This is a genomic window from Streptomyces sp. NPDC001852, from assembly GCF_042891825.1.
Taxonomy (GTDB): Bacteria; Actinomycetota; Actinomycetes; order Streptomycetales; family Streptomycetaceae; genus Streptomyces.
In genome coordinates this window covers 418,982-438,783 of the sequence record NZ_JBIATN010000002.1, presented here as the reverse complement: position 1 = coordinate 438,783, position 19,802 = coordinate 418,982, and the positions used below count along the sequence as shown (strand labels likewise).

Annotated in this window: 21 protein-coding genes; 9 read left to right on the top strand and 12 right to left on the bottom strand. The window is 71.9% G+C overall.

The window, feature by feature from the left end:
* Positions 1-220: 220 nt before the first annotated feature.
* The 5 genes from ACFYZB_RS04775 to ACFYZB_RS04755 all read right to left on the bottom strand — a co-directional run bounded on the left by ACFYZB_RS04775 (position 221) and on the right by ACFYZB_RS04755 (position 5,460).
* Positions 221-1,018, bottom strand: coding sequence for an HAD family acid phosphatase (locus ACFYZB_RS04775; RefSeq protein ID WP_388754340.1), 798 nt, complete (start codon positions 1,016-1,018; stop codon positions 221-223).
* A 206-nt stretch (positions 1,019-1,224) separates the two neighbouring features.
* Positions 1,225-2,958 (bottom strand): L-arabinonate dehydratase, encoded by a 1,734-nt coding sequence (araD, locus tag ACFYZB_RS04770; RefSeq protein ID WP_388754337.1) that lies wholly within the window; start codon positions 2,956-2,958, stop codon positions 1,225-1,227.
* Positions 2,955-3,866, bottom strand: coding sequence for a dihydrodipicolinate synthase family protein (locus ACFYZB_RS04765; RefSeq protein ID WP_388754334.1), 912 nt, complete (start codon positions 3,864-3,866; stop codon positions 2,955-2,957). Before ACFYZB_RS04765 ends, araD begins: the two co-directional genes overlap by 4 nt.
* The gene (locus tag ACFYZB_RS04760) at positions 3,863-4,546 is read right to left on the bottom strand and encodes a GntR family transcriptional regulator (protein ID WP_388754332.1); all 684 of its coding nucleotides are present in this window, start codon (positions 4,544-4,546) and stop codon (positions 3,863-3,865) included. Before ACFYZB_RS04760 ends, ACFYZB_RS04765 begins: the two co-directional genes overlap by 4 nt.
* Before the next feature lie 161 nt (positions 4,547-4,707).
* Entirely contained in the window at positions 4,708-5,460 is a 753-nt protein-coding gene (locus ACFYZB_RS04755) for an MBL fold metallo-hydrolase (protein WP_351209450.1), read from the bottom strand.
* A gap of 96 nt (positions 5,461-5,556) precedes the next feature.
* Here ACFYZB_RS04755 and ACFYZB_RS04750 point away from each other — a divergent pair, with 96 nt between their 5' ends.
* Positions 5,557-5,724, top strand: coding sequence for a hypothetical protein (locus ACFYZB_RS04750; protein ID WP_388754329.1), 168 nt, complete (start codon positions 5,557-5,559; stop codon positions 5,722-5,724).
* On the opposite strand, the gene ACFYZB_RS04745 is transcribed toward ACFYZB_RS04750, so the two are convergent.
* Together ACFYZB_RS04745 and ACFYZB_RS04740 are read right to left on the bottom strand one after the other, a co-directional pair.
* Positions 5,721-6,302, bottom strand: a complete 582-nt coding sequence (locus ACFYZB_RS04745) for a TIGR03086 family metal-binding protein (protein ID WP_388754326.1) — start codon at positions 6,300-6,302, stop codon at positions 5,721-5,723. The two genes, ACFYZB_RS04750 and ACFYZB_RS04745, sit on opposite strands and share 4 nt — an antisense overlap.
* 4 nt (positions 6,303-6,306) lie before the next feature.
* Complete coding sequence (locus ACFYZB_RS04740; RefSeq protein WP_388754324.1) at positions 6,307-6,753, bottom strand: DUF6010 family protein; 447 nt, start codon at positions 6,751-6,753, stop codon at positions 6,307-6,309.
* A gap of 143 nt (positions 6,754-6,896) precedes the next feature.
* Between ACFYZB_RS04740 and ACFYZB_RS04735 the strand changes: the two genes are divergently transcribed.
* Positions 6,897-8,129, top strand: coding sequence for an MFS transporter (locus tag ACFYZB_RS04735; RefSeq protein ID WP_388754321.1), 1,233 nt, complete (start codon positions 6,897-6,899; stop codon positions 8,127-8,129).
* Here the strand turns inward: ACFYZB_RS04735 and ACFYZB_RS04730 are convergent.
* Complete coding sequence (locus ACFYZB_RS04730) at positions 8,066-9,229, bottom strand: hypothetical protein (RefSeq protein ID WP_388754318.1); 1,164 nt, start codon at positions 9,227-9,229, stop codon at positions 8,066-8,068. The genes ACFYZB_RS04735 and ACFYZB_RS04730 overlap by 64 nt on opposite strands.
* 300 nt (positions 9,230-9,529) lie before the next feature.
* Complete coding sequence (locus tag ACFYZB_RS04725; RefSeq protein WP_388754316.1) at positions 9,530-10,471, bottom strand: 5-dehydro-4-deoxyglucarate dehydratase; 942 nt, start codon at positions 10,469-10,471, stop codon at positions 9,530-9,532.
* 229 nt (positions 10,472-10,700) lie between these two features.
* On the opposite strand from ACFYZB_RS04725, the gene ACFYZB_RS04720 reads away from it, so the two are divergent.
* The 7 genes from ACFYZB_RS04720 to ACFYZB_RS04690 all read left to right on the top strand — a co-directional run bounded on the left by ACFYZB_RS04720 (position 10,701) and on the right by ACFYZB_RS04690 (position 18,077).
* Positions 10,701-11,510, top strand: coding sequence for an NAD-dependent epimerase/dehydratase family protein (locus ACFYZB_RS04720; RefSeq protein ID WP_388754314.1), 810 nt, complete (start codon positions 10,701-10,703; stop codon positions 11,508-11,510).
* Between the two features lie 294 nt (positions 11,511-11,804).
* Entirely contained in the window at positions 11,805-12,575 is a 771-nt protein-coding gene (locus tag ACFYZB_RS04715) for a DeoR/GlpR family DNA-binding transcription regulator (protein ID WP_351209442.1), read from the top strand.
* A gap of 77 nt (positions 12,576-12,652) precedes the next feature.
* Entirely contained in the window at positions 12,653-14,020 is a 1,368-nt protein-coding gene (locus ACFYZB_RS04710; protein ID WP_351209441.1) for a sugar ABC transporter substrate-binding protein, read from the top strand.
* Positions 14,017-14,952 (top strand): carbohydrate ABC transporter permease, encoded by a 936-nt coding sequence (locus ACFYZB_RS04705; protein ID WP_388754311.1) that lies wholly within the window; start codon positions 14,017-14,019, stop codon positions 14,950-14,952. Before ACFYZB_RS04710 ends, ACFYZB_RS04705 begins: the two co-directional genes overlap by 4 nt.
* Positions 14,949-15,776 carry a carbohydrate ABC transporter permease gene (locus ACFYZB_RS04700; protein ID WP_388754309.1) on the top strand — a complete coding sequence of 276 codons (828 nt, stop codon included), beginning with the start codon at positions 14,949-14,951 and terminating at the stop codon, positions 15,774-15,776. Before ACFYZB_RS04705 ends, ACFYZB_RS04700 begins: the two co-directional genes overlap by 4 nt.
* Entirely contained in the window at positions 15,773-16,762 is a 990-nt protein-coding gene (locus ACFYZB_RS04695) for a zinc-dependent alcohol dehydrogenase family protein (protein WP_388754307.1), read from the top strand. The genes ACFYZB_RS04700 and ACFYZB_RS04695 overlap by 4 nt, the downstream gene beginning before the upstream one ends.
* Positions 16,763-16,850: 88 nt before the next feature.
* Positions 16,851-18,077: a TerD family protein gene (locus tag ACFYZB_RS04690; protein WP_388754304.1), complete on the top strand. Its 1,227-nt coding sequence runs from the start codon at positions 16,851-16,853 to the stop codon at positions 18,075-18,077.
* Between the two features lie 49 nt (positions 18,078-18,126).
* On the opposite strand, the gene ACFYZB_RS04685 is transcribed toward ACFYZB_RS04690, so the two are convergent.
* The 3 genes from ACFYZB_RS04685 to ACFYZB_RS04675 all read right to left on the bottom strand — a co-directional run bounded on the left by ACFYZB_RS04685 (position 18,127) and on the right by ACFYZB_RS04675 (position 19,727).
* Positions 18,127-18,705: a helix-turn-helix domain-containing protein gene (locus tag ACFYZB_RS04685; RefSeq protein WP_351209436.1), complete on the bottom strand. Its 579-nt coding sequence runs from the start codon at positions 18,703-18,705 to the stop codon at positions 18,127-18,129.
* Between the two features lie 61 nt (positions 18,706-18,766).
* On the bottom strand, positions 18,767-19,330 hold the full coding sequence (locus tag ACFYZB_RS04680) for a 2'-5' RNA ligase family protein (protein ID WP_388754301.1): 564 nt from the start codon (positions 19,328-19,330) through the stop codon (positions 18,767-18,769).
* A 76-nt stretch (positions 19,331-19,406) separates the two neighbouring features.
* Positions 19,407-19,727, bottom strand: coding sequence for a hypothetical protein (locus ACFYZB_RS04675; RefSeq protein ID WP_388754299.1), 321 nt, complete (start codon positions 19,725-19,727; stop codon positions 19,407-19,409).
* Positions 19,728-19,802: the final 75 nt, after the last annotated feature.

Here is a 19,802-nt window from a genome sequence, read left to right as displayed (position 1 = left end):
TTCGGGGGACCGTACGGCGTCCGGGTCACCCGGCACTGCCGGGGGGCGTGCTTACGCGGTGACCGGTGGCTTCGCCGCACAGGGCGGATCGGGAGGTGACGCGTGAGTCGCCGCTGTCGGACTCTCGGACCGGCCGGCGGCCGAAACCCCCGCCACGGCACGGTGCTGCCGGTGACGGGGGCCGGGTACGCGCGGCTGCCGGGCGCCTGCCCGGAGTGAATCAGCTGACGAAGTAGGTCGGGTTCGGCAGCTTGTAGGTACGGCCGGTGTAGCCGCCGTCCAGGTCCGAGTACTGGTCGCCGAAGTCGGCGATGATCGTGTACCCGAGGTCGTCCTCGATGTGCTTGCGGGTGCCGGACTTGTACTGCACGGTCGTGCAGTTCCAGGCGCCCGGGGTGGCGCAGTCGCCCAGGTAGGCCGGCGGGTTGGCCTTGTCCTTGAGGAACATGTGGTCGGTGTCGAGGTTCACATCGGCGCCGACCTTCTTCAGGTTCGCGACCGCGGCGGCGCGCTGTGCCTCGCTCAGCCCGGAGTTGTAGAAGACCTCGACGCCCTTGGACTCGGCGTACCGCACCAGCTCGGGGCTGCCGAAGACGGCCGGGCGGTCGGCGCGGTTCACGTAGTCGTTCCACGTGGTGGGGTTGTACGTGTAGTTGTAGCGCTTCTCGTAGTCCAGGCTGAGCAGCAGCGTGTCGTCGATGTCGAACATGACGGCCGGCTTCTCGCCGTGGTGCCGGGCCTTGCGAGCCGCCTTGTCGATGTAGCGCCTGGCGTCGGCGTCGATCTGCGCCAGGTCCTTGGCGTACGGGCTGTCCGGGGACGCCTGGTAGACGCCGTTGCTGTCGGCGGTCGTGCCGTAGTAGGTGTCGATGTCCTTCACCAACTGCCCGATGTTGTAGGGCTCGTGGGTGGAGTTCGCCGTCGACTGCCCGGCGGTGGCCGCGCCCGCGCCGTACAGGGCGACACCGGCGAGGGCACAGGCGGCACCGGCGGCGACGACTCTGTGGGACTTCCGCATGGATTCTCCGGATCTGGTGGATGAGAGTGATGTACCAGGTCGGAGACTGTCTACGCGCATAACACCCAGCGCTGCGAGGCCTGTTATCCGATCGATACACTTTTCTCCCCTGTCGACGATTTCGCGGTACGTCCCGGGGTGCAGGACATAGGAAGCGCTTGCTGCATACACATGGGTGAAGCGCTTCACCTCTCTCGATGCGGGGGTCAGCCGGCGTAGGGGTCCGGCACGTGGCCCGGCCGGGCCAGGAACTCGAAGTCGCAGCCGGTGTCGGCCTGCGTGATCTGTCCGTTGTGGAGCACGCCGTAGCCGCGCTCGTACCGGGCGGGCGGCGGGGTCCACGCGGTTCGCCGGCGCTCCAGCTCCCCGTCGTCCACGTGGAGATGGAGGCTGCGGGCCTCGACGTCCAGGGTGATGAGGTCGCCGGTGCGCACCAGGGCCAGGGGACCGCCGACGTACGACTCCGGGGCGACGTGCAGCACACAGGCGCCGTAACTCGTGCCGCTCATCCGGGCGTCGGAGATCCGCACCATGTCCCGCACGCCCTGCTTGAGCAGGTGGCCGGGGATGGGCAGCATGCCGTACTCGGGCATGCCGGGGCCGCCCTTCGGCCCGGCGCCCCGCAGCACCAGCACGGTGTCGGCGGTGATGCCGAGCGCGGGGTCGTTGATGGTGCGCTGCATGGTCCTGTAGTCGTCGAAGACCACGGCCGGGCCGGTGTGCCGGAGCAGGTGGCGCTCGGCCGCGATGTGCTTGATGACCGCGCCGTCCGGGCAGAGGTTGCCGCGCAGGACCGCGACCCCGCCCTCGGCCGCGACCGGGTTGTCGCGGGGGCGGATGACGTCGTCGTGGTGCACCCGGGCGCCGTTCAGCTGCTCGCGCAGGGTGTCGTACGACACCGTCGGCCGGTCCAGATGGAGCAGGTCGGTGATCCGGGACAGGAAGCCGGGCAGGCCGCCCGCGAAGTGGAAGTCCTCCATGAGGTACTTCTCGCCGCCGGGGCGGACGTTGGCGAGGACGGGCACGGTCCGGGCGATGCGGTCGAAGTCGTCCAGGGTGAGCTTCACCCCGGCGCGGCCGGCCATGGCGATCAGATGGATCACGGCGTTGGTGGAGCCGCCGAGGCCCAGCACCGTCGTGACCGCGTCCTCGAAGGCCTCACGCGTGAGGATGTGGCTCAACCGGCGGTTGCCGTGGACGAGTTCCACGATCGTCAGGCCCGCCCTGGCCGCCATCCGGTCGTGTCCCGAATCGACCGCCGGGATGCTCGACGCGCCCGGCACGGTCACACCGAGGGCCTCGGCTGCGGCGGTCAGGGTGGACGCCGTACCCATGGTCATGCAGTGCCCGGGGGAGCGTGCGAGCCCGCTCTCCAGCTCGGTCATCTCGCAGTCGCCGATGAGACCGGCCCGCTTGTCGTCCCAGTACTTCCACATGTCCGTGCCGGACCCGAGCACCTCGCCCCGCCAGTGCCCCGGCAGCATGGGCCCGGCGGGGACGAAGACGGCGGGCAGATCGGCGCTGGCCGCCCCCATCAGCAGCGCGGGCGTGGACTTGTCGCAGCCGCCCATCAGCACGGCCCCGTCGACCGGATAGGACCGCAGCAGTTCCTCGGTCTCCATCGCCAGCAGGTTCCGGTAGAGCATCGGCGTCGGCTTCTGGAAGGTCTCGCTCAGCGTCGAGACCGGGAACTCCAGCGGAAACCCGCCGGCCTGCCACACCCCCCGCTTCACGGCCTGGGCGCGGTCCCGCAGGTGCACATGGCAGGGGTTGATGTCGGACCAGGTGTTGAGGATCGCGATGACCGGCTTGCCGAGGTGCTCCTCGGGGAGGTAGCCGAGCTGACGGGTCCGGGCGCGGTGGCTGAACGACCGCAGCCCGTCGGTGCCGTACCACCGGTGGCTTCTGAGCTCTCCGGGCGTCCGGCGGGGCGCGTTCATACGGACCACCGCGCGGCGATGGCGGCGACCTCGGCACGCTCGTCCTCGGGCAGCGGTCTGCTGGGCGGGCGGACGTCGCGGCGGCACAGGCCGAGCGCGGCGAGGGCCTCCTTGACGACGGTGACGTTGTTGGCGGAGCCGTGGGCGGCGCGGAGTTCCTCGAAGCGGCGGATCTGCTCCCAGACCTTCATGGCGGCCGGATAGTCGCCGGATCGAAGCGCTTCAACCATGTCCAGCGAAACGGCCGGCGCGACGTTCACGAGTCCGGAGGTGAAGCCGGTGGCGCCCGCGGAGAAGTAGGAGGGGGCGTACGGCTCGGCGAGGCCGGCGACCCAGACGAAGCGGTCCAGGCCCGCGTCACGGGCGAAGGCGGCGAAGCGTGCGGCGTCCGGTACGGCGTACTTCACGCCGATGACGTTCGGGCAGTGGCCGGCGAGTTCGGCGAGCCGGGCCCCGGTCAGCCGGGAGTTGCGGATGTACGGCACCACGCCCAGCTCGGGCACGGCCTCGGCGATGGCACGGTGGTAGTCGACCCAGCCGGCCGCCGAGACGTACGGGTGGACGGGCTGGTGGACCATGACCATCCCGGCGCCGAGCTCGCGGGCGTGCCGGGCGGACGCGATGGCGGTGGGCAGGTCGTGGCCGACGCCGACGAGGATCGCGGCGCGGTCGCCGGCCTCCTCGACGGTCAGCTCGGCGACCAGGCGGCGCTCCTTGGGGGTGAGGGCGTAGAACTCGCCGGTGTTGCCGTTGGGGGTGAGGGTGCGGATGCCGCCGTCGAGCAGGCGACCCAACAAGGACCGGTGGACGGCGGGGTCGACGGAGCCGTCCGCGGCGAAGGGGGTCACCGGGATGGCCACCACGTCGGCCAGGGCCGCCCGTTGGGCCTCGAACGTCACGCTGCTCATGAATGACCTTCCTCTGCGTGGGGGCCGGCGACCTCGGCCGCCTCGGTGTCCGAGGGGAAAGCGCGCTCGACGAAGGAGGCGATGTGGGTGTGCAGGGCGCGCGCCGCACCGTCCGCGTCGCCGTCGAGGGCGAGCCGGAGGATCTCCCGGTGCTCGGCGGCCTCCCGCTCCCAGGAGGGGTCGGCGGCCCAGGCGACGGCGGAGACCAGCGCGGCCTGGTCGCGGACCTCGTCGAGCATCCGGCCGAGCAGCGGGTTGCCGCACGGCAGGTACAGGGCGCGGTGGAACTCCCGGTTGGCGAGCGACCGTTCGGCGGTGTCGGTGGCGTTGTCGGCCCGGGTCAGCGCGTCGCGGGCGGCGTCGAGGGAGGCTCCCCGCCCGACGGCTCTTCTCAGTGCCTCCGGCTCCAGCAGCAGCCGCACGTCGTAGACCTCGCGTGCCATGTCCGCGTCCACCATGCGCACCGTGACGCCCTTGTACTGGCTCATCACGACGAGTCCGGTCCCGGCGAGGGTCTTCAGCGCCTCCCGCACCGGGGTCTTGGACACCCCGAACTGCGCGGCCAGCTCCGTCTCGACCAGGGCCTGACCGGGCGTCAGCTGCCCGGTGAGGATGCGGTGTTTGATCGCGTCCAGCACGAACTGCGTACGGGACGGGATCGGGGTGGGCACAGAGGTCATGCGGCCCTCTCGGATCTCACATATCGCGTCTCATATATGACGTACGAAGTACGACGCGTTGAAGGTAGGAGGGGGCCCGGGTTTCGTCAATGCTTCTGACAAAGGCCGGTGCTTCCGGCAAGCATCGGTGTTTCCGACCCAGAAGAAGGCGGGCGGCGGCCTCAGACGGTGCGGATGTCGCCCTCGACCGCGGTGTGCGTGGGCCGGCCGGAGACGGCGGCGGCGCGGGCGGTGGCCTCCTCGCGGCTGAGCGTGGGTCCGACGTGGGTGACGAGCAGTTCGCGTACGCGCGCCTGGAGGGCGATGCGGCCCGCGTCCTCCGGCGTCAGATGGACCTGTTCACTGTCGCGATGCCCATCGATGTCCGCCTCGCACAGGAACAGGTCGGCGCGGGAGGCGAGTTCGGTGAGCGCGGCGCAGGGACCGCTGTCCCCGGAGTAGGCGAGCACGCTGCCCTGGCACTCGGCGCGCAGGCCGTACGCCTCGGTGCCGTGGGCGACGGCGCGTGCGGTGAGCCGGAGGTTCCAGTGCCGGACGTCATGGCCGTCGTACAGGGCCCGGAAGTCGAGGACGTCCTTGAGGAAGCCGACGTCCGCCCGCCCGAGGAAGCCGGCCAGCCGGCGGGCGCAGTCCTGCGGGGCGTACACCGGGATCGGCACGGCCGGGGCCATCCCGCCGTAGGCGAACGCGTAGGCGGCCGACAGCAGATCGGCGCTGTGGTCGGCGTGCAGATGGGAGATCCAGATGGCGGTGAGCCGGGCGGGGTCCGTGTGCCGCTGCAACGCGGCGAACGTCCCCGGCCCCGCGTCCACCCACACCTCGGCGCCCCCGCCGGACAGCAGGTACCCGGAGCAGGGCCGGCCGGGGCCGGGGTGCGGGGAGGCGGTGCCGAGGACGGTGAGGGTGAGAGGCATGGGGGGAGAGTACGGCCCCCGGTGGCGTCACCGTCGCCCACCCGGCAAGCGGAACCGGAGCTTTCGGTCACCGTGCGCCGTCCCGGGGCGGGCAGCGTGAGCACCGGGAACAGCGCCCCCAGGGGCGGCACCAGCGCGAGGACCGCCGTCCAGGCGCGCCTCGCCATCACGGAGAACCCGGCGAAGACGACGGCGGCCGGACCGAGCGGGCCCGTCAGGACGGTCGCGATCGCCGGTGCCACGGAGTTTGACGACAGGCCCTAGGCGCGCCATCCCGGATCCCGTCCGCTCAGCCCCACCGCCCGCTCCAGCAGCGGGGCGTCTTCCGCCACCGGGACGACCGGGCCGAAGAGGCCACCGCCGCGGTTCGGGTCCCCGGCCGCCATGAGCAGGAAGCCGTGGGCCGCGTCCAGGGCGGCGGGGTCGGGGGCGTAGAGGCGCCCGATGGCCTGGGCCAGGTCCCAGCCGTGGATGACCAGTTCGTCGGCGACGACCGCACCGGCCACCTCGCCCGGCAGCTCCACCCCGCCCGCGCGGGTCATGCCGGTCCAGGCCGCCGGATCACGCCAGGCGTCGGCGAGTTCGTCCAGGGCCTTGGGCAGCGTCTCGCGCCAGCCGGGGCCGATGTCCGGGACGGCCGCGGCCGGGTTGGTGTCGGTCGTCGGCCCGAGCTCCTTGCGGGCGGCGTCCCGGAAGGCCACGGAGAGCATGTGGATATGGCCGAGCAGGTTCCGCACCGCGAGGTCCGGGCACGGTGTGGCGGCCGTGAGCTGTTCGTCGGTCACGGTTTCGGCCAGCCCCGCCACCATTCTGGTCTGCGGGCCGAGGTCGATCATGGTCATGCCGCTACTCCTTCACGGTCGCACTCCTCGTACGAAGGGCAGACCGTCCGGCCCGCGAAAACTCATCGGTACCCCGCAGCCACTCCCACGGCGACCGTCCGCCGCCCAGGCACCACACCGCGATCACCGGGTCGCACAGCGCGCAGCCGAACGAGGAGTCGTGGGCGAACGGGATGATCGGGTGCCCCTTGAGGTGGTGCACCACGTCCCAGGCCGTGTGCAGCAGCCAGCCGACGCCGATCCAGGCCCAGGAGTCCAGGCCCTTGTAGGCGACGCAGGTGGCCACCGCGGTGAAGGCGAACTCCCAGCCGCCCAGCCCGCCGCCGCTGAGGTAGGCGGCGCCCGCGCCGGCCACCATGACCGCGTTGAGGCGGCGCCGGTGGCGTTCCGGGACGAGGGACATCAGCAGGACGTAGACGACACCGATCAGAATCGGGGCGAGGTAGCGCATGACGACGACGGTAGGTTCGGCCCGGTGCGCGCCCCAGGGGCATTACCGACAGGTTCCGACGGATTGCCGCCGTCGCCCAGGCCTCCGGATTACGGCACCTGACCGATCCGCACCCGCCCGCCTTAGACCCACGATGAGCAGGCATGACGACTTCCCGGACCCTGCTCCGCGTGCTGCGGGACCGCAACGCGGGGCTGTATCTGGCGGCGGTGGTGGTGTCGGGCTTCGGCAACTCCGCGCTGTTCCTGGCATCGGGCGTGTGGGTGAAGGACCTCACCGGGTCCGACGGCCTGGCCGCGCTGTGCCTGCTCGCCATGTGGGCCCCCACCCTGGCCGGCCCGGCGCTGGGCACGATCGCCGACCGTGTGCGGCGGGGCCCCCTGCTGGTGGGTCTGAACGCGGGCCTGGCCGCCCTGCTGCTGACCCTGTGCACCGTGGACTCCCCGGGCGGCCTGTGGCTGCTCTTCGCCGTCCTGCTCGTCTACGGCGCCGCCGAGGTCGTTCATGACGCGGCCGAGCCGGCCCTGGTGACCGCCGCGATCGGGCCGGAGCGCCTCGGCGACTTCAACGGGCTGCGCATGGCCGTCACCGAAGGCATGAAGCTCGTCGCCCCGCTGACCGGGGCGGGCCTGTACACGACCTTCGGCGGTCCCGCCGTCGCCTGCCTGGACGCGGGCACCTTCGCGGTCGCCGCCGGGCTGTACGCCCTGCTGCGGGTGCGCGAGGAGCGGCCCGCCCGGTCCGGCGGCAGATGGCGCGAGGAGACCGCGGAGGGCGTCCGGCACCTGTGGGGACACCCGGGGCTGCGCCCGCTGGTCCGGGCCGGCGGCACCACGATGCTCCTCACGTCCCTGTGCAGCGCGACGCTGTACGCCGTGGTCGACCGTCTCGGCCACTCCCCCGCGTACACGGGCGTGCTGTACGCCGTCCAGGGCGCCGGTTCGGTGGTGGCCGGACTCGTCTCGGGCGCCGCACTGCGGCGGCTCGGCGCGCGCCGGTTCGCGGCGGCGGGGATCGCGCTGACGGCACTCTCGGCGGCCGCGCGTGCCGTGCCGTCGGACGCGGTGGCCCTCGCCTCGTCCGCGGCGGGCGGACTCGGCCTGCCCTGTGTGCTCGTCGCCGCGTTCACCGCCGTCCAGCGGGAGACGCCCGGCCCCCTGCTCGGCCGGGTGACGGCCACCGCCAACACGCTCGTCTTCACCCCCAACGTGATCGGACTGGGTGCCGGCGCGGGCCTGGTCGAACTCGCCTCGCCCGCACTGCTGTTGCCGCTGTACGGCGTGGCGCTGCTGTTGACGGCGGCGTCTCTCGCTCAGCGCGCCGACAGCGCCTCGCGCACCGCGGCGAGGTCCGGGTCCGACGCCACCCCGGCGTGATAGAGGCGCAGTTCGGTCGCGCCCTGCGCACGCGCGCGTGCGGCGTCCGCCGCGAGGGTGCCGGGGCGGCCGCCCATCCCGGTGACGACGGTGAGGTTGGCGGCCAGCACGGTCCGTTCCCCGGCCTGTGCCGCGAAGGGCGCCAGCAAGTCGGTACCAGCGGTGCAGGGCACCACGACGCCGTCCGCGACGGACAGGACGCGGGCGGGGTCGACGCCGGCGTTGGCGCCGCAGTGGAAGGAGACCGGGTCGGCGTGCAGCAGGACCTGGAAGCCGGCCGGTGCGGCGGCGCGCACGGCGGCGACGGCCTCCTCCTGGAGCGTGCCGGCGGTGTCGTCGCGCCACGCGCGCGTGCGGGCCGCGTTCTCCTCGCCGAGCAGCTTCCCGACCGTCGGCCAGCCCTCGTCGTCCGCCGCGCCCCGCCACAGCGGCTCCAGCGCGGCCCGCACGGACGCGGCCAACTCCTCGGGATCCAGATCGAGTTCGGCGTAACCGGCGCGGCAGGACGGGCAGAAGCACAGGGACATCAGGTACTGCCCGGCCTCGCCGAGGCCGACGCCGCCGGTCTTGTCGTGGGCGTGCAGGTGCTGGAGCCCGTACCAGCCGAGGGACTCCAGTTCGGTGCCGTGCGCGCCGGGGCGTACGGCGGCCTCGGCGGCCAGGTCGGTCAGGTACGCGCGCGTGGCGGGCTGGGCGACGCAGGGCGCCCAGGGGTAGTGGTCGCCGTAGGCGTTGACCACGGAGGTGTCCGGATGTTCGGCGCCCATGCGGGAGTTGTGGGCGAGGACGACCCAGGTGTGCACCTCCAGGCCCGCCGCACCCAGGGCCGCCGCCGCCTCGCCGTAGGCGTCGCCCGGGGCCCAACGGCCGGCAGGGTACGGCCTGAGGCCGCGGCCCGCCCAGCGGCTGTCCGGCGGGTAGAGGACGGCCGCGTACTCGGCGGTGACGATGCGGTGACCGGGGTGGCGGGGGGTCAGGGCGCGGGTGGAGTGGTAGGCGGCGGCGAGGGTCACCTGTTCCACGCCGAGCCCGGCGATGCGCGCGGGGGCCTCGGGGTCCCCGTTGACGTCCCAGGGGTAGACGAACGCCGACGCCTTCATGCAGCCTCCTCCACGCCGTACGGACACATGCTCATACGGCCACCTCCGCACCGCACCGACACTCCGTCACACACCCACGGGCCAGACCCGCACCCGACGCACCCGCACACACCCGTCTCCGGACGCCACTCGGCGCCCCGCCACACGCCCCTCTCCGGCCATCACAGCGTGCCCCCGCCACACACCCACCACGGGCCGCACCCGCTCACACGCCCACCGACGCATGACGCGCAACACCCGCCCACACGCCCCCTCCAAACCACACGCAACACCCACCCACAGGCCCCCGGCCGGGCTCGCTCACGCGACCTCCTCCAGCAGCGCGTGGCCCCGCTCGATCAGCTGGGCGAGTTGTTTGACGTGGTCCTCGGTCGGCTCGTGCAGCGGGGGCCGGACCTCGCCGACGTCCAGGCCGCGCAGCCGTACGCCCGCCTTGACGAGCGAGACGGCGTAGCCACGGCCCCGGGCGCGCAGTTCCACGAAGGGACGGTAGAAGCCGTCCAGGAGCCGTTGCAGGGTCACGGTGTCGCCCGCGGTCAGGGCCCGGTAGTAGGCGAGGGCGATCTCGGGGGCGAAGCAGAAGACGGCCGAGGAGTACAGGGGGACGCCGAGGGCGTGGTAGGCGAGCTGGGTCTGCTCGGCGGTGGGCAGGCCGTTGAAGTACAGGAAGTCGCCGGGGCCGTCGCTGCGTACGGCGCTGATGATGCGCTGCATCAGGTCGAGGTCGCCGAGGCCGTCCTTGAGGCCGATGATCCCGTCGGTGCGGGCGAGTTCCGCCACCGTCCGCGGGGTGAAGACGGCGTTGTCGCGCTGGTAGACGATGACCGGCAGCGCGGTGGCCGCGGCGAGCTCACGGTAGTGGCGCAGCAGGCCCTCCTGCCCGGCGAGGACGAGGTACGGCGGCATGGCCAGGAGGCCGTCGGCGCCCGCCTGCCCGGCGAGCCGGGCGTAGCGGGCGGCGAGCGCGGTGCCGTAGCCGGCGCCCGCGACGACCGGGACGCGTCCCTCGGCCGCCGCCACGGCCACCCGGACGCAGGCCTCGAACTCCTCCGGCAGCAGCGCGTGGAACTCCCCGGTGCCGCAGCAGGCGAACACGGCGGCGGCACCGGCGGCGACGCCCCGGCGGACGTGGGTGCGGTAGACGTCGAGGTCGAGCGAGCCGTCCGGGCCGTAGGCCGTGACGGGGAAGAAGAGCGGCCCGCTCGGTTCGCGGAGTCGTTCGGTGAGAGGGGCTGGCGTCACGGGCTCTCCCTTGGGGCACGCCGGTGCTGAGACACGCCGGTGCATGTTTCTGATCCATGTCCATATTTCTGAACGCGACCACGCTACGGGGCCTTCTTGTGGCAGGTCAAGCAGGCAAACTCGCAAGTCCCGGAGCGAATTCACCGACTTCACGCGACACTTGACGATGCACGGCGAAACTCTCTAGCGTGTCCACGTATGTGAACGTCGGCCACAAGGAGAACCGAGGATGCCCGCTCCCCGCACCGTTCTGCTCACCGGCGCCGCCGGCGGGCTCGGCACCCTGATGCGGTCCCTGCTGCCGGAGTACGGCTACACGCTGCGCCTGTTCGACGTGCGCCCCATCGAGGACGAGCCCGACGCGATCACCGCCGACCTCTCCGACACGGCGGCCCTGCGCGAGGCCGTGCGGGGCGTGGATGCCGTCCTGCACCTCGCGGGCATCTCCCTGGAGGCGCCCTTCGAGAAGATCCTGAAGTCCAACATCGAGGGCACCTACAACCTCTACGAGGCCGCCCGCCGGGAGGGCGTGCCCCGGATCGTCTTCGCCTCCTCCAACCACGCCGTCGGCTTCACTCCGGCCCCGCGCCCGGGCGAGCCGCCGATCCCGATCGACACCCCGCGCCGCCCCGACACCTTCTACGGCCTGTCCAAGTCCTTCGGCGAGGACCTCGCCCAGCTCTACTGGGACAAGCACGGCCTCGAGACCGTCTCCGTGCGCATCGGCTCCTGCTTCCCGGAGCCGACCAGCGTGCGCATGCTCTCGGTGTGGATGAGCCCGGCCGACGGCGCCCGCCTCTTCCACGCGGCGCTGACCGCCGAGGAGGTCGGCCACACGGTCGTCTATGGCTCCTCCGCGAACACCCGGCTGTGGTGGGACCTGACCACCGCGCGGGCGCTCGGTTACGAACCGCGGGACGACTCCGAGCCGTACGCCGGGAAGCTGATCGCCGAGCAGGGCGAGCTGGACCCGGGGAACCCGGCGCACAGCCACCTCGGCGGGCACTTCGTGAACGATCCGCCGATCTGGCCGTACTGAGCCTCCTGGGCGCCTCGGGCAACCGTCCGCAGACGCCCGGCGGCGCAAAACGATCGCTCACGCGCGCGGGCGGGCACCGAACGGGCCCGCCCGCCGCCGTGTTCGGGCATCCGGGACGCCCGCTCCCACCCCGGCGGACACGGCCGCGCAGGTCCGCGCCGGGCACCGCCCTGAGTGAACGGGCACGAACGGGCAGTATCGGACCCGCAACAGGCCTGGTCAGCACCGGAGACCGACGGTAGAACTTCCCCCATGGGCCCGAACGGGCAGCTCCACAGGGAAGTGGGTGACGACATGACCATCAGGACGGCGGAGGAACGCCAGCGCGAGATCGTGCGGGCCGCCCGCGCCACCGGCCAGGTCGACGTCACCGCGCTCGCCGTCGAGCTGGGCGTGGCCAAGGAGACCATCCGACGTGATCTGCGCGCCCTGGAGGACCACGGACTGGTCCGCCGTACGCACGGCGGCGCCTATCCGGTGGAGAGCGCGGGCTTCGAGACGACGCTCGCCTTCCGCGCCACCAGCCACGTGCCCGAGAAGCGCCGGATCGCGGCCGCGGCGGCCGAGCTGCTCGGGGACGCGGAGACGGTCTTCGTCGACGAGGGCTTCACCCCGCAGCTCATCGCCGAGGCCCTGCCCGCCGGCCGGCCACTGACCGTGGTGACCGCGTCCCTGCCGGTCGCGGGCGCCCTGGCGGAGGCCGAGCAGATCCAGGTCCTGCTCCTCGGCGGCCGGGTCCGGGCCGGCACGCTGGCCACCGTCGACCACTGGACGACGAAGATGCTCGCCGGTTTCGTCATCGACCTCGCCTACATCGGCGCCAACGGCATCTCCCGCGAGCACGGCCTCACCACCCCCGACCCGGCGGTCAGCGAGGTCAAGGCGCAGGCGATACGGGCCGCGCGCCGCACCGTCTTCGCGGGCGTGCACACCAAGTTCGGGGCGGTCAGCTTCTGCCGGTTCGCCGAGGTCGGGGCGCTGGAGGCGATCGTGACGAGCACCCAGCTCCCGGCCGCCGAGGCCCACCGCTACTCCCTGCTGGGCCCGCAGGTCATCCGGGTCTGAAAGTCCAACTCACCCCCTTCAAGAGTGTTCCTCACCCTCAAGCGCCCTTTATATCCCGATATCTCCAGGAGCGATCCATGCGAACCCAGAGCCGACGGAGGCCGCGAGCCACGCTCGCCATGGCCGCCGCAGGGACGCTGCTCGCCCCGCTGCTCTCCGGCTGCTGGGTCGGTGCGGGCGGGTCCGGTTCCGGCGGCGACTCCATCAACGTGCTGATGGTCAACAACCCCCAGATGACCGAACTCCAGAAGCTGGCCCCCCGCTTCACCAAGGAGACCGGCATCAAGGTCAACTTCACGGTCCTGCCCGAGAACGACGTCCGCGACAAGATCAGCCAGGACTTCGCCAACCAGGCCGGCCAGTACGACGTGGCGACCCTGAGCAACTACGAGATACCGATCTACGCCCGCAACGGCTGGCTGCACGAGATGAACTCGTACGTCGCCAAGGACCCCTCGTACGACGAACAGGACGTCCTCGGGCCCATGCGCCAGTCCCTGACCGCCTCCGACGGCAAGCTCTACGGCCAGCCCTTCTACGGCGAGTCGTCCTTCCTGATGTACCGCAAGGACGTGTTCGCGGCGAAGGGCCTGACGATGCCGGCGCATCCGACCTGGACGCAGGTCGCCGACCTCGCCGCCCAGGTGGACGGCGCGCAGTCCGGCATGAAGGGCATCTGCCTGCGCGGCCTGCCCGGCTGGGGCGAGATGATCGCGCCGCTGACCACGGTGGTGAACACCTTCGGCGGCACCTGGTTCGACAGGAACTGGAAGGCGCACCTCGACTCCCCCGAGTTCGAGAAGGCGACGAAGTTCTATGTCGACCTGGTCCGCAAGCACGGCGAGTCCGGCGCCGCCCAGTCCGGATTCGCCGAGTGCCTCAACGACATGACCCAGGGCAAGGTCGCCATGTGGTACGACGCCACCTCCGCGGCCGGCCTGCTGGAGGCGAAGGGCTCCCCCGTCCAGGGCAAGCTCGGCTACGCCCCCGCCCCCGTGGAGAAGACCCCGTCCTCCGGCTGGCTCTACACCTGGGCCTGGGGCATCCAGAAGGCCTCCCGCAACCCGGACAAGGCCTGGAAGTTCGTGTCCTGGGCGTCCGGCAAGGAGTACGAGCAGCTGGTCGGCCGGACCAGCGGCTGGCCGAACGTCCCGGCGGGCAAGCGGGCCTCGACGTACACCAACGCCGACTACCGCAGGTCGGCCGCCGCCTTCCAGGACATGACGAAGCAGGCCATCGAGAGCGCCCGCCCCGACGACCCCGGCGTGCAGCCGCGTCCCGCGCCCGGCATCCAGTTCGTCGACATCCCCGAGTTCACCGACCTCGGCACCAAGGTCTCCCAGGAGATCAGCGCGGCCGTCGCCGGACGCCAGTCCGTCGAGACGGCCCTGAAGAACTCGCAGGCGCTCGCCGAGAAGATCTCCAAGGAGTACGAGGGACGATGACCGCGACGACAGCACCGCTTGCGACCACACCGGTACGCGCCACCCGGCAGCCCTCCGCCCGGCTGCGCGCCTGGGCCACCCGAGCCCCCCTCATGCCCGCCCTCGTCTTCATGATCGTCGTGACCCAGCTGCCGTTCGTGGCCACACTGGTGATCTCCTTCTTCGACTGGAACGCCCTCTACCCCAAGGCCCGCCACTTCACCGGCCTGGACAACTACCGCCAGGTCCTCACCGACGCCGATCTGCGCCACTCGGTCTGGACGACCGTGCTGCTCACGGTGACGGTGGTGCTGGCCAGCCTGGTCCTCGGCCTGGCGCTGGCGCTGCTGCTGGACCGCAGGTTCCTCGGCCGGGGCGTCGTACGGACCCTGCTCATCGCCCCCTTCCTGGTGGTGCCCGTGGCCGCGGCACTGCTCTGGAAACATGTGCTCTACAACCCCGAATACGGCCTGCTCAATGGGCTGTTGCACTATGTGGGCGGCCCACAGCCCGACTGGATCTCCAACACCCCGCTGCTCGCGGTCGAGGCCTCCCTGGTGTGGCAGTGGACGCCGTTCATGATGCTCATCCTGCTCGCCGGACTGCAGAGCCGCGACCCCGAGCAGATCGAGGCCGCGCGGGTCGACGGCGCGAACGACTGGCAGGTCTTCCGCCATCTGACGCTCCCGCACCTGCGGCGCTATCTCGAACTCGGCGCCCTGCTGGGCTCGATCTACATCGTCCAGAACTTCGACGCGGTCTTCACGATCACGTCCGGCGGACTCGGCACCGCCAACCTGCCCTACACCGTCTACCAGAGCTTCTACCAGGCCCACGAGAACGGCCTCGCCTCGGCCGCCGGCGTCCTGGTGGTCATCGGCTCGATCGTCATCGCGACCTTCGCCCTGCGCGTGGTGTCGTCCCTGTTCCGCGAGGAGGTGTCCCGCGCATGAACGCCGTGGTCCGCCGCAACGGTCTGGGCCTCGTGGCCTGGCTCGTCGGGATCGTGTTCTTCCTGCCCGTCGCCTGGATGGCGCTGACGTCCTTCCACTCCGAGGCGGACGCGGCGACCAACCCGCCGTCCTTCGCCGCCTCGCTGACCCTCGACGGCTACCGCGAGTTCTTCGGGGCGGGCGGCGGCGCGAGCCCCTGGCCGGCGCTGGTCAACTCCACGGTGGCGTCCGTGGTGTCGACGGTCTGCGTGCTGCTCCTGGCCCTGCCGGCGGCGTACGCGCTGTCGATCCGGCGGGTACGGAAGTGGACTGACGTGCTGTTCTTCTTCCTGTCCACGAAGATGCTGCCGGTGGTGGCCGGTCTGCTGCCGATCTACCTGTTCGCGAAGAACACCGGGATGCTCGACAACATCTGGCTCCTGGTCATCCTCTACACCTCCATGAACCTGCCGATCGCGGTGTGGATGATGCAGTCGTTCCTCGCCGAGGTCCCGGTGGCGGTGATCGAGGCGGCGCAGATCGACGGCGCCCGGCTGCCGACCATCCTCGCGCGCGTGGTCGCCCCCATCGCCCTGCCCGGCATCGCCGCCACGGCCCTGATCTGCTTCATCTTCAGCTGGAACGAACTTCTCTTCGCCCGAGTCCTCACGGGCGTGGTCGCCGAGACCGCCCCCGTCTTCCTGACCGGCTTCATCACCAGCCAGGGCCTGTTCCTGGCCAAGGTGTGCGCCGCGTCGCTCGTCGTCTCCCTGCCGGTGCTCGCCGCGGGGTTCGCCGCCCAGGACAAGCTGGTCCAGGGCCTGTCGTTGGGAGCCGTGAAATGAAGGCCGCCGTCATCGAGTCCGTGGGCCGCGCCGTCGTCACCGAGGTGCCCGATCCGACGCCGGGACCCCGCGAGGTCGTCGTCGAGGTGGCGGCCTGCGGCCTGTGCGGCACGGATCTGCACATCCTTCAGGGTGAGTTCGCGCCCAAGCTGCCGATCGTCCCCGGGCACGAGTTCGCGGGCGAGGTGGTCGGGGTCGGCAGCCAGGTCACCGAGGTGGCGGTCGGTGACCGGGTGGCCGTGGACCCCTCCCTGTACTGCTACGAGTGCCGGCACTGCCGTACCGGCCACAACAACCTGTGCGAACGCTGGGCCGCGATCGGCGTGACCACGGCGGGCGGCGCGGCACAGTACGCCGTCGCCCCCGTCGCCAACTGCGTGAAGCTGCCCGAGCACGTGCGCACCGAGGACGCGGCCCTGGTGGAGCCCCTGTCCTGCGCGGTGCGCGGCTACGACGTCCTGCAGTCGCGCCTGGGCGCCCACGTGCTGATCTACGGCTCCGGGACCATGGGCCTGATGATGCTGGAACTGGCCAAGCGCACGGGCGCGGCGAGCGTGGACGTGGTCGACGTGAACCCGGCCCGGCTGGAGACCGCCCGTCTGCTCGGCGTCTCGGGCGCCGCGGGCAGCGCGGACGAGCTGGACCGCCCGCAGGGCTGGGACGTGGTCGTGGACGCGACCGGCAACGCGGCGGCGATCCAGGACGGCCTGGACCGGGTGGCGAAGGCCGGTACGTTCCTGCAGTTCGGGGTGGCCGACTACGCGACCCGGGTGACGATCGACCCGTACCGCATCTACAACCAGGAGATCACCATCACCGGCTCCATGGCGGTGCTGCACAGCTTCGAGCGGGCGGCGGAGCTGTTCGCGAACGGGGTGCTGGACCCGCAGGTGTTCATCAGCGACCGGATCCCCCTGGCGCGCTACCCGCAGGCCCTGGAGCAGTTCGCGGCGGGCGTGGGGCGGAAGATCGTGGTCGTCCCCTGAGCCGCCTCGGGGTGGGGACCCTGAGCCGAATGGGGGTCGGGTAAGGGAACGGTAAAGCGGTGTCGTTCGTTCACCCGGCATGACAGCTATGACCCCTGGCTCGAACATCCCTCTCCCCGCCACGCGCGTGACGGTGGACGTCGCCGCTCCGGTGCGGCTCGACGTGTCGGGCCTGCTGCTCACCGCCGACGGCAAGGTGCGCTCGGACGACGACTTCATCTTCTACAACCAGCCGGCGGGGCCGGGCGTGACGTACAGCTCCGGCGGCGGTGCGGCCCCGGACGCGATCACGGTCGACACCGCCGCCGTCCCGCCGGACATCGAGAAGATCGTGGTCACGGCCAGCCCGGACGCGGCCGGCCAGACCTTCCAGGGCATCGAGCCCACGGCCACGATCCGCGACGCGGACGCCGGCGCGGTGCTGGCCACGTTCACCCCGCCCCAACTGGGTGCGGAGACGGCGCTGGTCGTGGTGGAGATCTACCGCCGGGGCGGCGTCTGGAAGGCCCGCGCGGTCGGCCAGGGGTACGCCAACGGGCTGGCCGGCATCGCGACGGACTTCGGGGTGACGGTGGAGGAGCCGGCGGCGGCCCCGCCGCAGCCGACAGCCCCGCCGCAGCCGACAGCCCCGCCGCAGCCGGCGGCTCCGCCGGCGCCCACTGTTCGGACACCGGTCACCCCGCCCGCCCCGCCGGCCGCCGCTCCCCCGGTCCCGACCGCCCCCGCGCCGGGCGCCGGGAAGATCAACCTCGACAAGGGCCGGGTCAGCCTCCAGAAGAACCAGACCGTTTCCCTGGTCAAGGGCGGCCGTCCGCTGCTCTCCCAGGTCAAGATGGGGCTCGGCTGGGAACCGGCGTTCCGCGGTGCGGACATCGACCTGGACGCCTCGGTCATCGCCTACGGCGCGCAGCGCAACCACCTCGACAGCTGCTACTTCGGCAAGCTGACGATCCTGAACGGCGCGATCAGGCACTCCGGCGACAACCTCACCGGCGAGGGCGCGGGCGACGACGAGGTGATCACGGTCGACCTCGGCCGTCTCCCGCAGGAGGTCACCGGCCTGGTCTTCACGGTCAACTCCTTCTCCGGGCAGAAGTTCACCGAGGTCGCCAAGGCCTACTGCCGTCTGCTGGACGCCACCACCGGCGAGGAACTGGTCCGCTTCGACCTCACCCATGCCGAGCCCCAGACCGGCGTGATGATGGCCAAGCTCGTCCGCCAGTTCTCGGGCGAGTGGGACATGACGGCGGTGGGCGACTTCGTCAAGGCCCGGACGGTGAGGAACATGGTGGAGCCGGGGGCGCGGGCCCTGTAGACGGCCGTACGACAGCCGGCGGCGCCCCCTCGTCGGGGGCGCCCGGCTCTCAGGCCTTCCCGGCCGGACGCAGTCCCTCCGTCAGCAGCGACAGATAGCGGCGGATCTGCCTGCCCTGCCCGTCCGCCAGCTCCGACGCCGACGCCACGCCATGGGCGAGGCGCAGGACCTCGATCGGCTCGACGTCCCGCCGCAGGCTGCCCTCCCGCTGGGCGGCCTCCACCAGCCGCCGCGCCGCGTCCTGCATACGAGTGCCGCAGGACGTGGCCGCGACGGAGCTGCCGTCGGTGACGGCCGAGCCCAGGAGGGCCTTCAGGCCGCGCACCTGGATCGCCCCGACACACACTTCGTCCAGCCACTCCATCAGCGCCTGGCCCGGCGGCAGTTCGTCCGCCAGCTCGTCGGCGCGTGCGCCCAGCGCCTCGATCCGGTCCACGTACGCGGCCTCCAGCAGCGCCTGGCGGGTCGGGAAGTGCCGGTAGAGCGTGCCGGAGCCGACCCCCGCCCGCTTGGCGATGTCGTCCAGCGACGCGTTCTCCCCGTGCTCGGCAAAGGCCTGCGCCGCCACCTTCAGCAACCGCTCGTAGTTGCGGCGAGCGTCCGCGCGCATGGGCCTGACCTGCGGCATCCAGAAACTCCTCGCCAACCGGGGATTCTCCCCGAACCCTATCGGGACCCGGTCCGCCCGGTCAGTGCCGATCCGGCGGCTCGTAGCCGCCGGCCGCCGGGTCCGGTCCGGGGTGGCGGCGTACGGCGCCGGTGCCCAGGCCGATCGTGGCCCGCGTCCGCATGGGGCCGTCGCCACGGCGGGACAGCACGGCGATCTCGTCCACACGTGCGTGCAGCACGCCGAGCCGGGCGGCGCATTCGGCCGCGAGGACGCCCGGGGCGCGGGTGCGGCCGAGCGAGAGGTGCGGGGTGAAGCGCGGGAAACGGTCCGTGCAGTACGGGAAGGGCTCCGCCAGCAGGCGCCGCAGCTCCGTCCAGGGCGCGGCGCCGGCCGCCGCGGGGTCGAGCCACACGGTGGAGTAGGACCGGTGGCGGAAGGAGCGGACCCCGCCGAGCCGGACGTCGAAGGGCGCGCACTCCACGGCCGCGGCGGCCAGCAGGGGCAGGGCCGCCGGGAAGTCCTCCTCCGGTACGAAGCCGAAGATCAGGTTCACATGCGGCGGCCAGCGGCTGATCTGCGGGTCGTGCTCGGCGCGGATGCGCTGGATGGCGGGCCACAGTTCGGCCGGGGGCAGCCAGGCCACGGCGGTCCGGGGTGTGGGGGCCGACTCGACGCGACCGGGGGCCGCCCCGCCGGCCCCCGGCGCGTGATCCGGCCGCTCACCCAACCCAGGTACTCACGTCCACCCAGGCGCGGGAGAAGCGGTGCTTGTGACAGGGTTTCGAGGGATGGTGCTTGTGACACGGTTTCGACTCGTGATGCTTGCGGCAGGGCTTGTGCCCATGGTGTTCGTGTCCGGGCTTCGACTCCTCGTGCCTGTGCGGCGCCTCCCACGTGACCACGGCGGTGGCCTGTGCGGAAGCCACGGCGGAAACCTGGTACGGGCCGTCGTCGCCGTCGGCGAAGCTCGCGCCGGCGCCCAGGGCGGACAGTCCCGCCACGACGGCCGCCACGAGTGCGGCCCGCTGAAGTGTGCGCATAGGGTGACCTCTTCTCATCTGAGCGTGAAGTATGACTACTCGGCGTGAGAATAGACACACATAGGGTAGGCGTGC

Bases quoted from the DNA above. Each gene is read 5' to 3' on its own strand.
- ACFYZB_RS04705 (WP_388754311.1), top strand. From the start codon at position 14,017: ATGACCGCGACGACAGCACCGCTTGCGACCACACCGGTACGCGCCACC.
- araD (WP_388754337.1), bottom strand. From the start codon at position 2,958: ATGAACGCGCCCCGCCGGACGCCCGGAGAGCTCAGAAGCCACCGGTGG.
- ACFYZB_RS04755 (WP_351209450.1), bottom strand. From the start codon at position 5,460: ATGCCTCTCACCCTCACCGTCCTCGGCACCGCCTCCCCGCACCCCGGC.
- ACFYZB_RS04760 (WP_388754332.1), bottom strand. From the start codon at position 4,546: ATGACCTCTGTGCCCACCCCGATCCCGTCCCGTACGCAGTTCGTGCTG.
- ACFYZB_RS04740 (WP_388754324.1), bottom strand. From the start codon at position 6,753: ATGCGCTACCTCGCCCCGATTCTGATCGGTGTCGTCTACGTCCTGCTG.
- ACFYZB_RS04735 (WP_388754321.1), top strand. From the start codon at position 6,897: ATGACGACTTCCCGGACCCTGCTCCGCGTGCTGCGGGACCGCAACGCG.
- ACFYZB_RS04720 (WP_388754314.1), top strand. From the start codon at position 10,701: ATGCCCGCTCCCCGCACCGTTCTGCTCACCGGCGCCGCCGGCGGGCTC.
- ACFYZB_RS04715 (WP_351209442.1), top strand. From the start codon at position 11,805: ATGACCATCAGGACGGCGGAGGAACGCCAGCGCGAGATCGTGCGGGCC.
- ACFYZB_RS04745 (WP_388754326.1), bottom strand. From the start codon at position 6,302: ATGACCATGATCGACCTCGGCCCGCAGACCAGAATGGTGGCGGGGCTG.
- ACFYZB_RS04690 (WP_388754304.1), top strand. From the start codon at position 16,851: ATGACCCCTGGCTCGAACATCCCTCTCCCCGCCACGCGCGTGACGGTG.
- ACFYZB_RS04695 (WP_388754307.1), top strand. From the start codon at position 15,773: ATGAAGGCCGCCGTCATCGAGTCCGTGGGCCGCGCCGTCGTCACCGAG.
- ACFYZB_RS04765 (WP_388754334.1), bottom strand. From the start codon at position 3,866: ATGAGCAGCGTGACGTTCGAGGCCCAACGGGCGGCCCTGGCCGACGTG.
- ACFYZB_RS04675 (WP_388754299.1), bottom strand. From the start codon at position 19,727: ATGCGCACACTTCAGCGGGCCGCACTCGTGGCGGCCGTCGTGGCGGGA.
- ACFYZB_RS04730 (WP_388754318.1), bottom strand. From the start codon at position 9,229: ATGAAGGCGTCGGCGTTCGTCTACCCCTGGGACGTCAACGGGGACCCC.
- ACFYZB_RS04775 (WP_388754340.1), bottom strand. From the start codon at position 1,018: ATGCGGAAGTCCCACAGAGTCGTCGCCGCCGGTGCCGCCTGTGCCCTC.
- ACFYZB_RS04685 (WP_351209436.1), bottom strand. From the start codon at position 18,705: ATGCCGCAGGTCAGGCCCATGCGCGCGGACGCTCGCCGCAACTACGAG.
- ACFYZB_RS04710 (WP_351209441.1), top strand. From the start codon at position 12,653: ATGCGAACCCAGAGCCGACGGAGGCCGCGAGCCACGCTCGCCATGGCC.
- ACFYZB_RS04700 (WP_388754309.1), top strand. From the start codon at position 14,949: ATGAACGCCGTGGTCCGCCGCAACGGTCTGGGCCTCGTGGCCTGGCTC.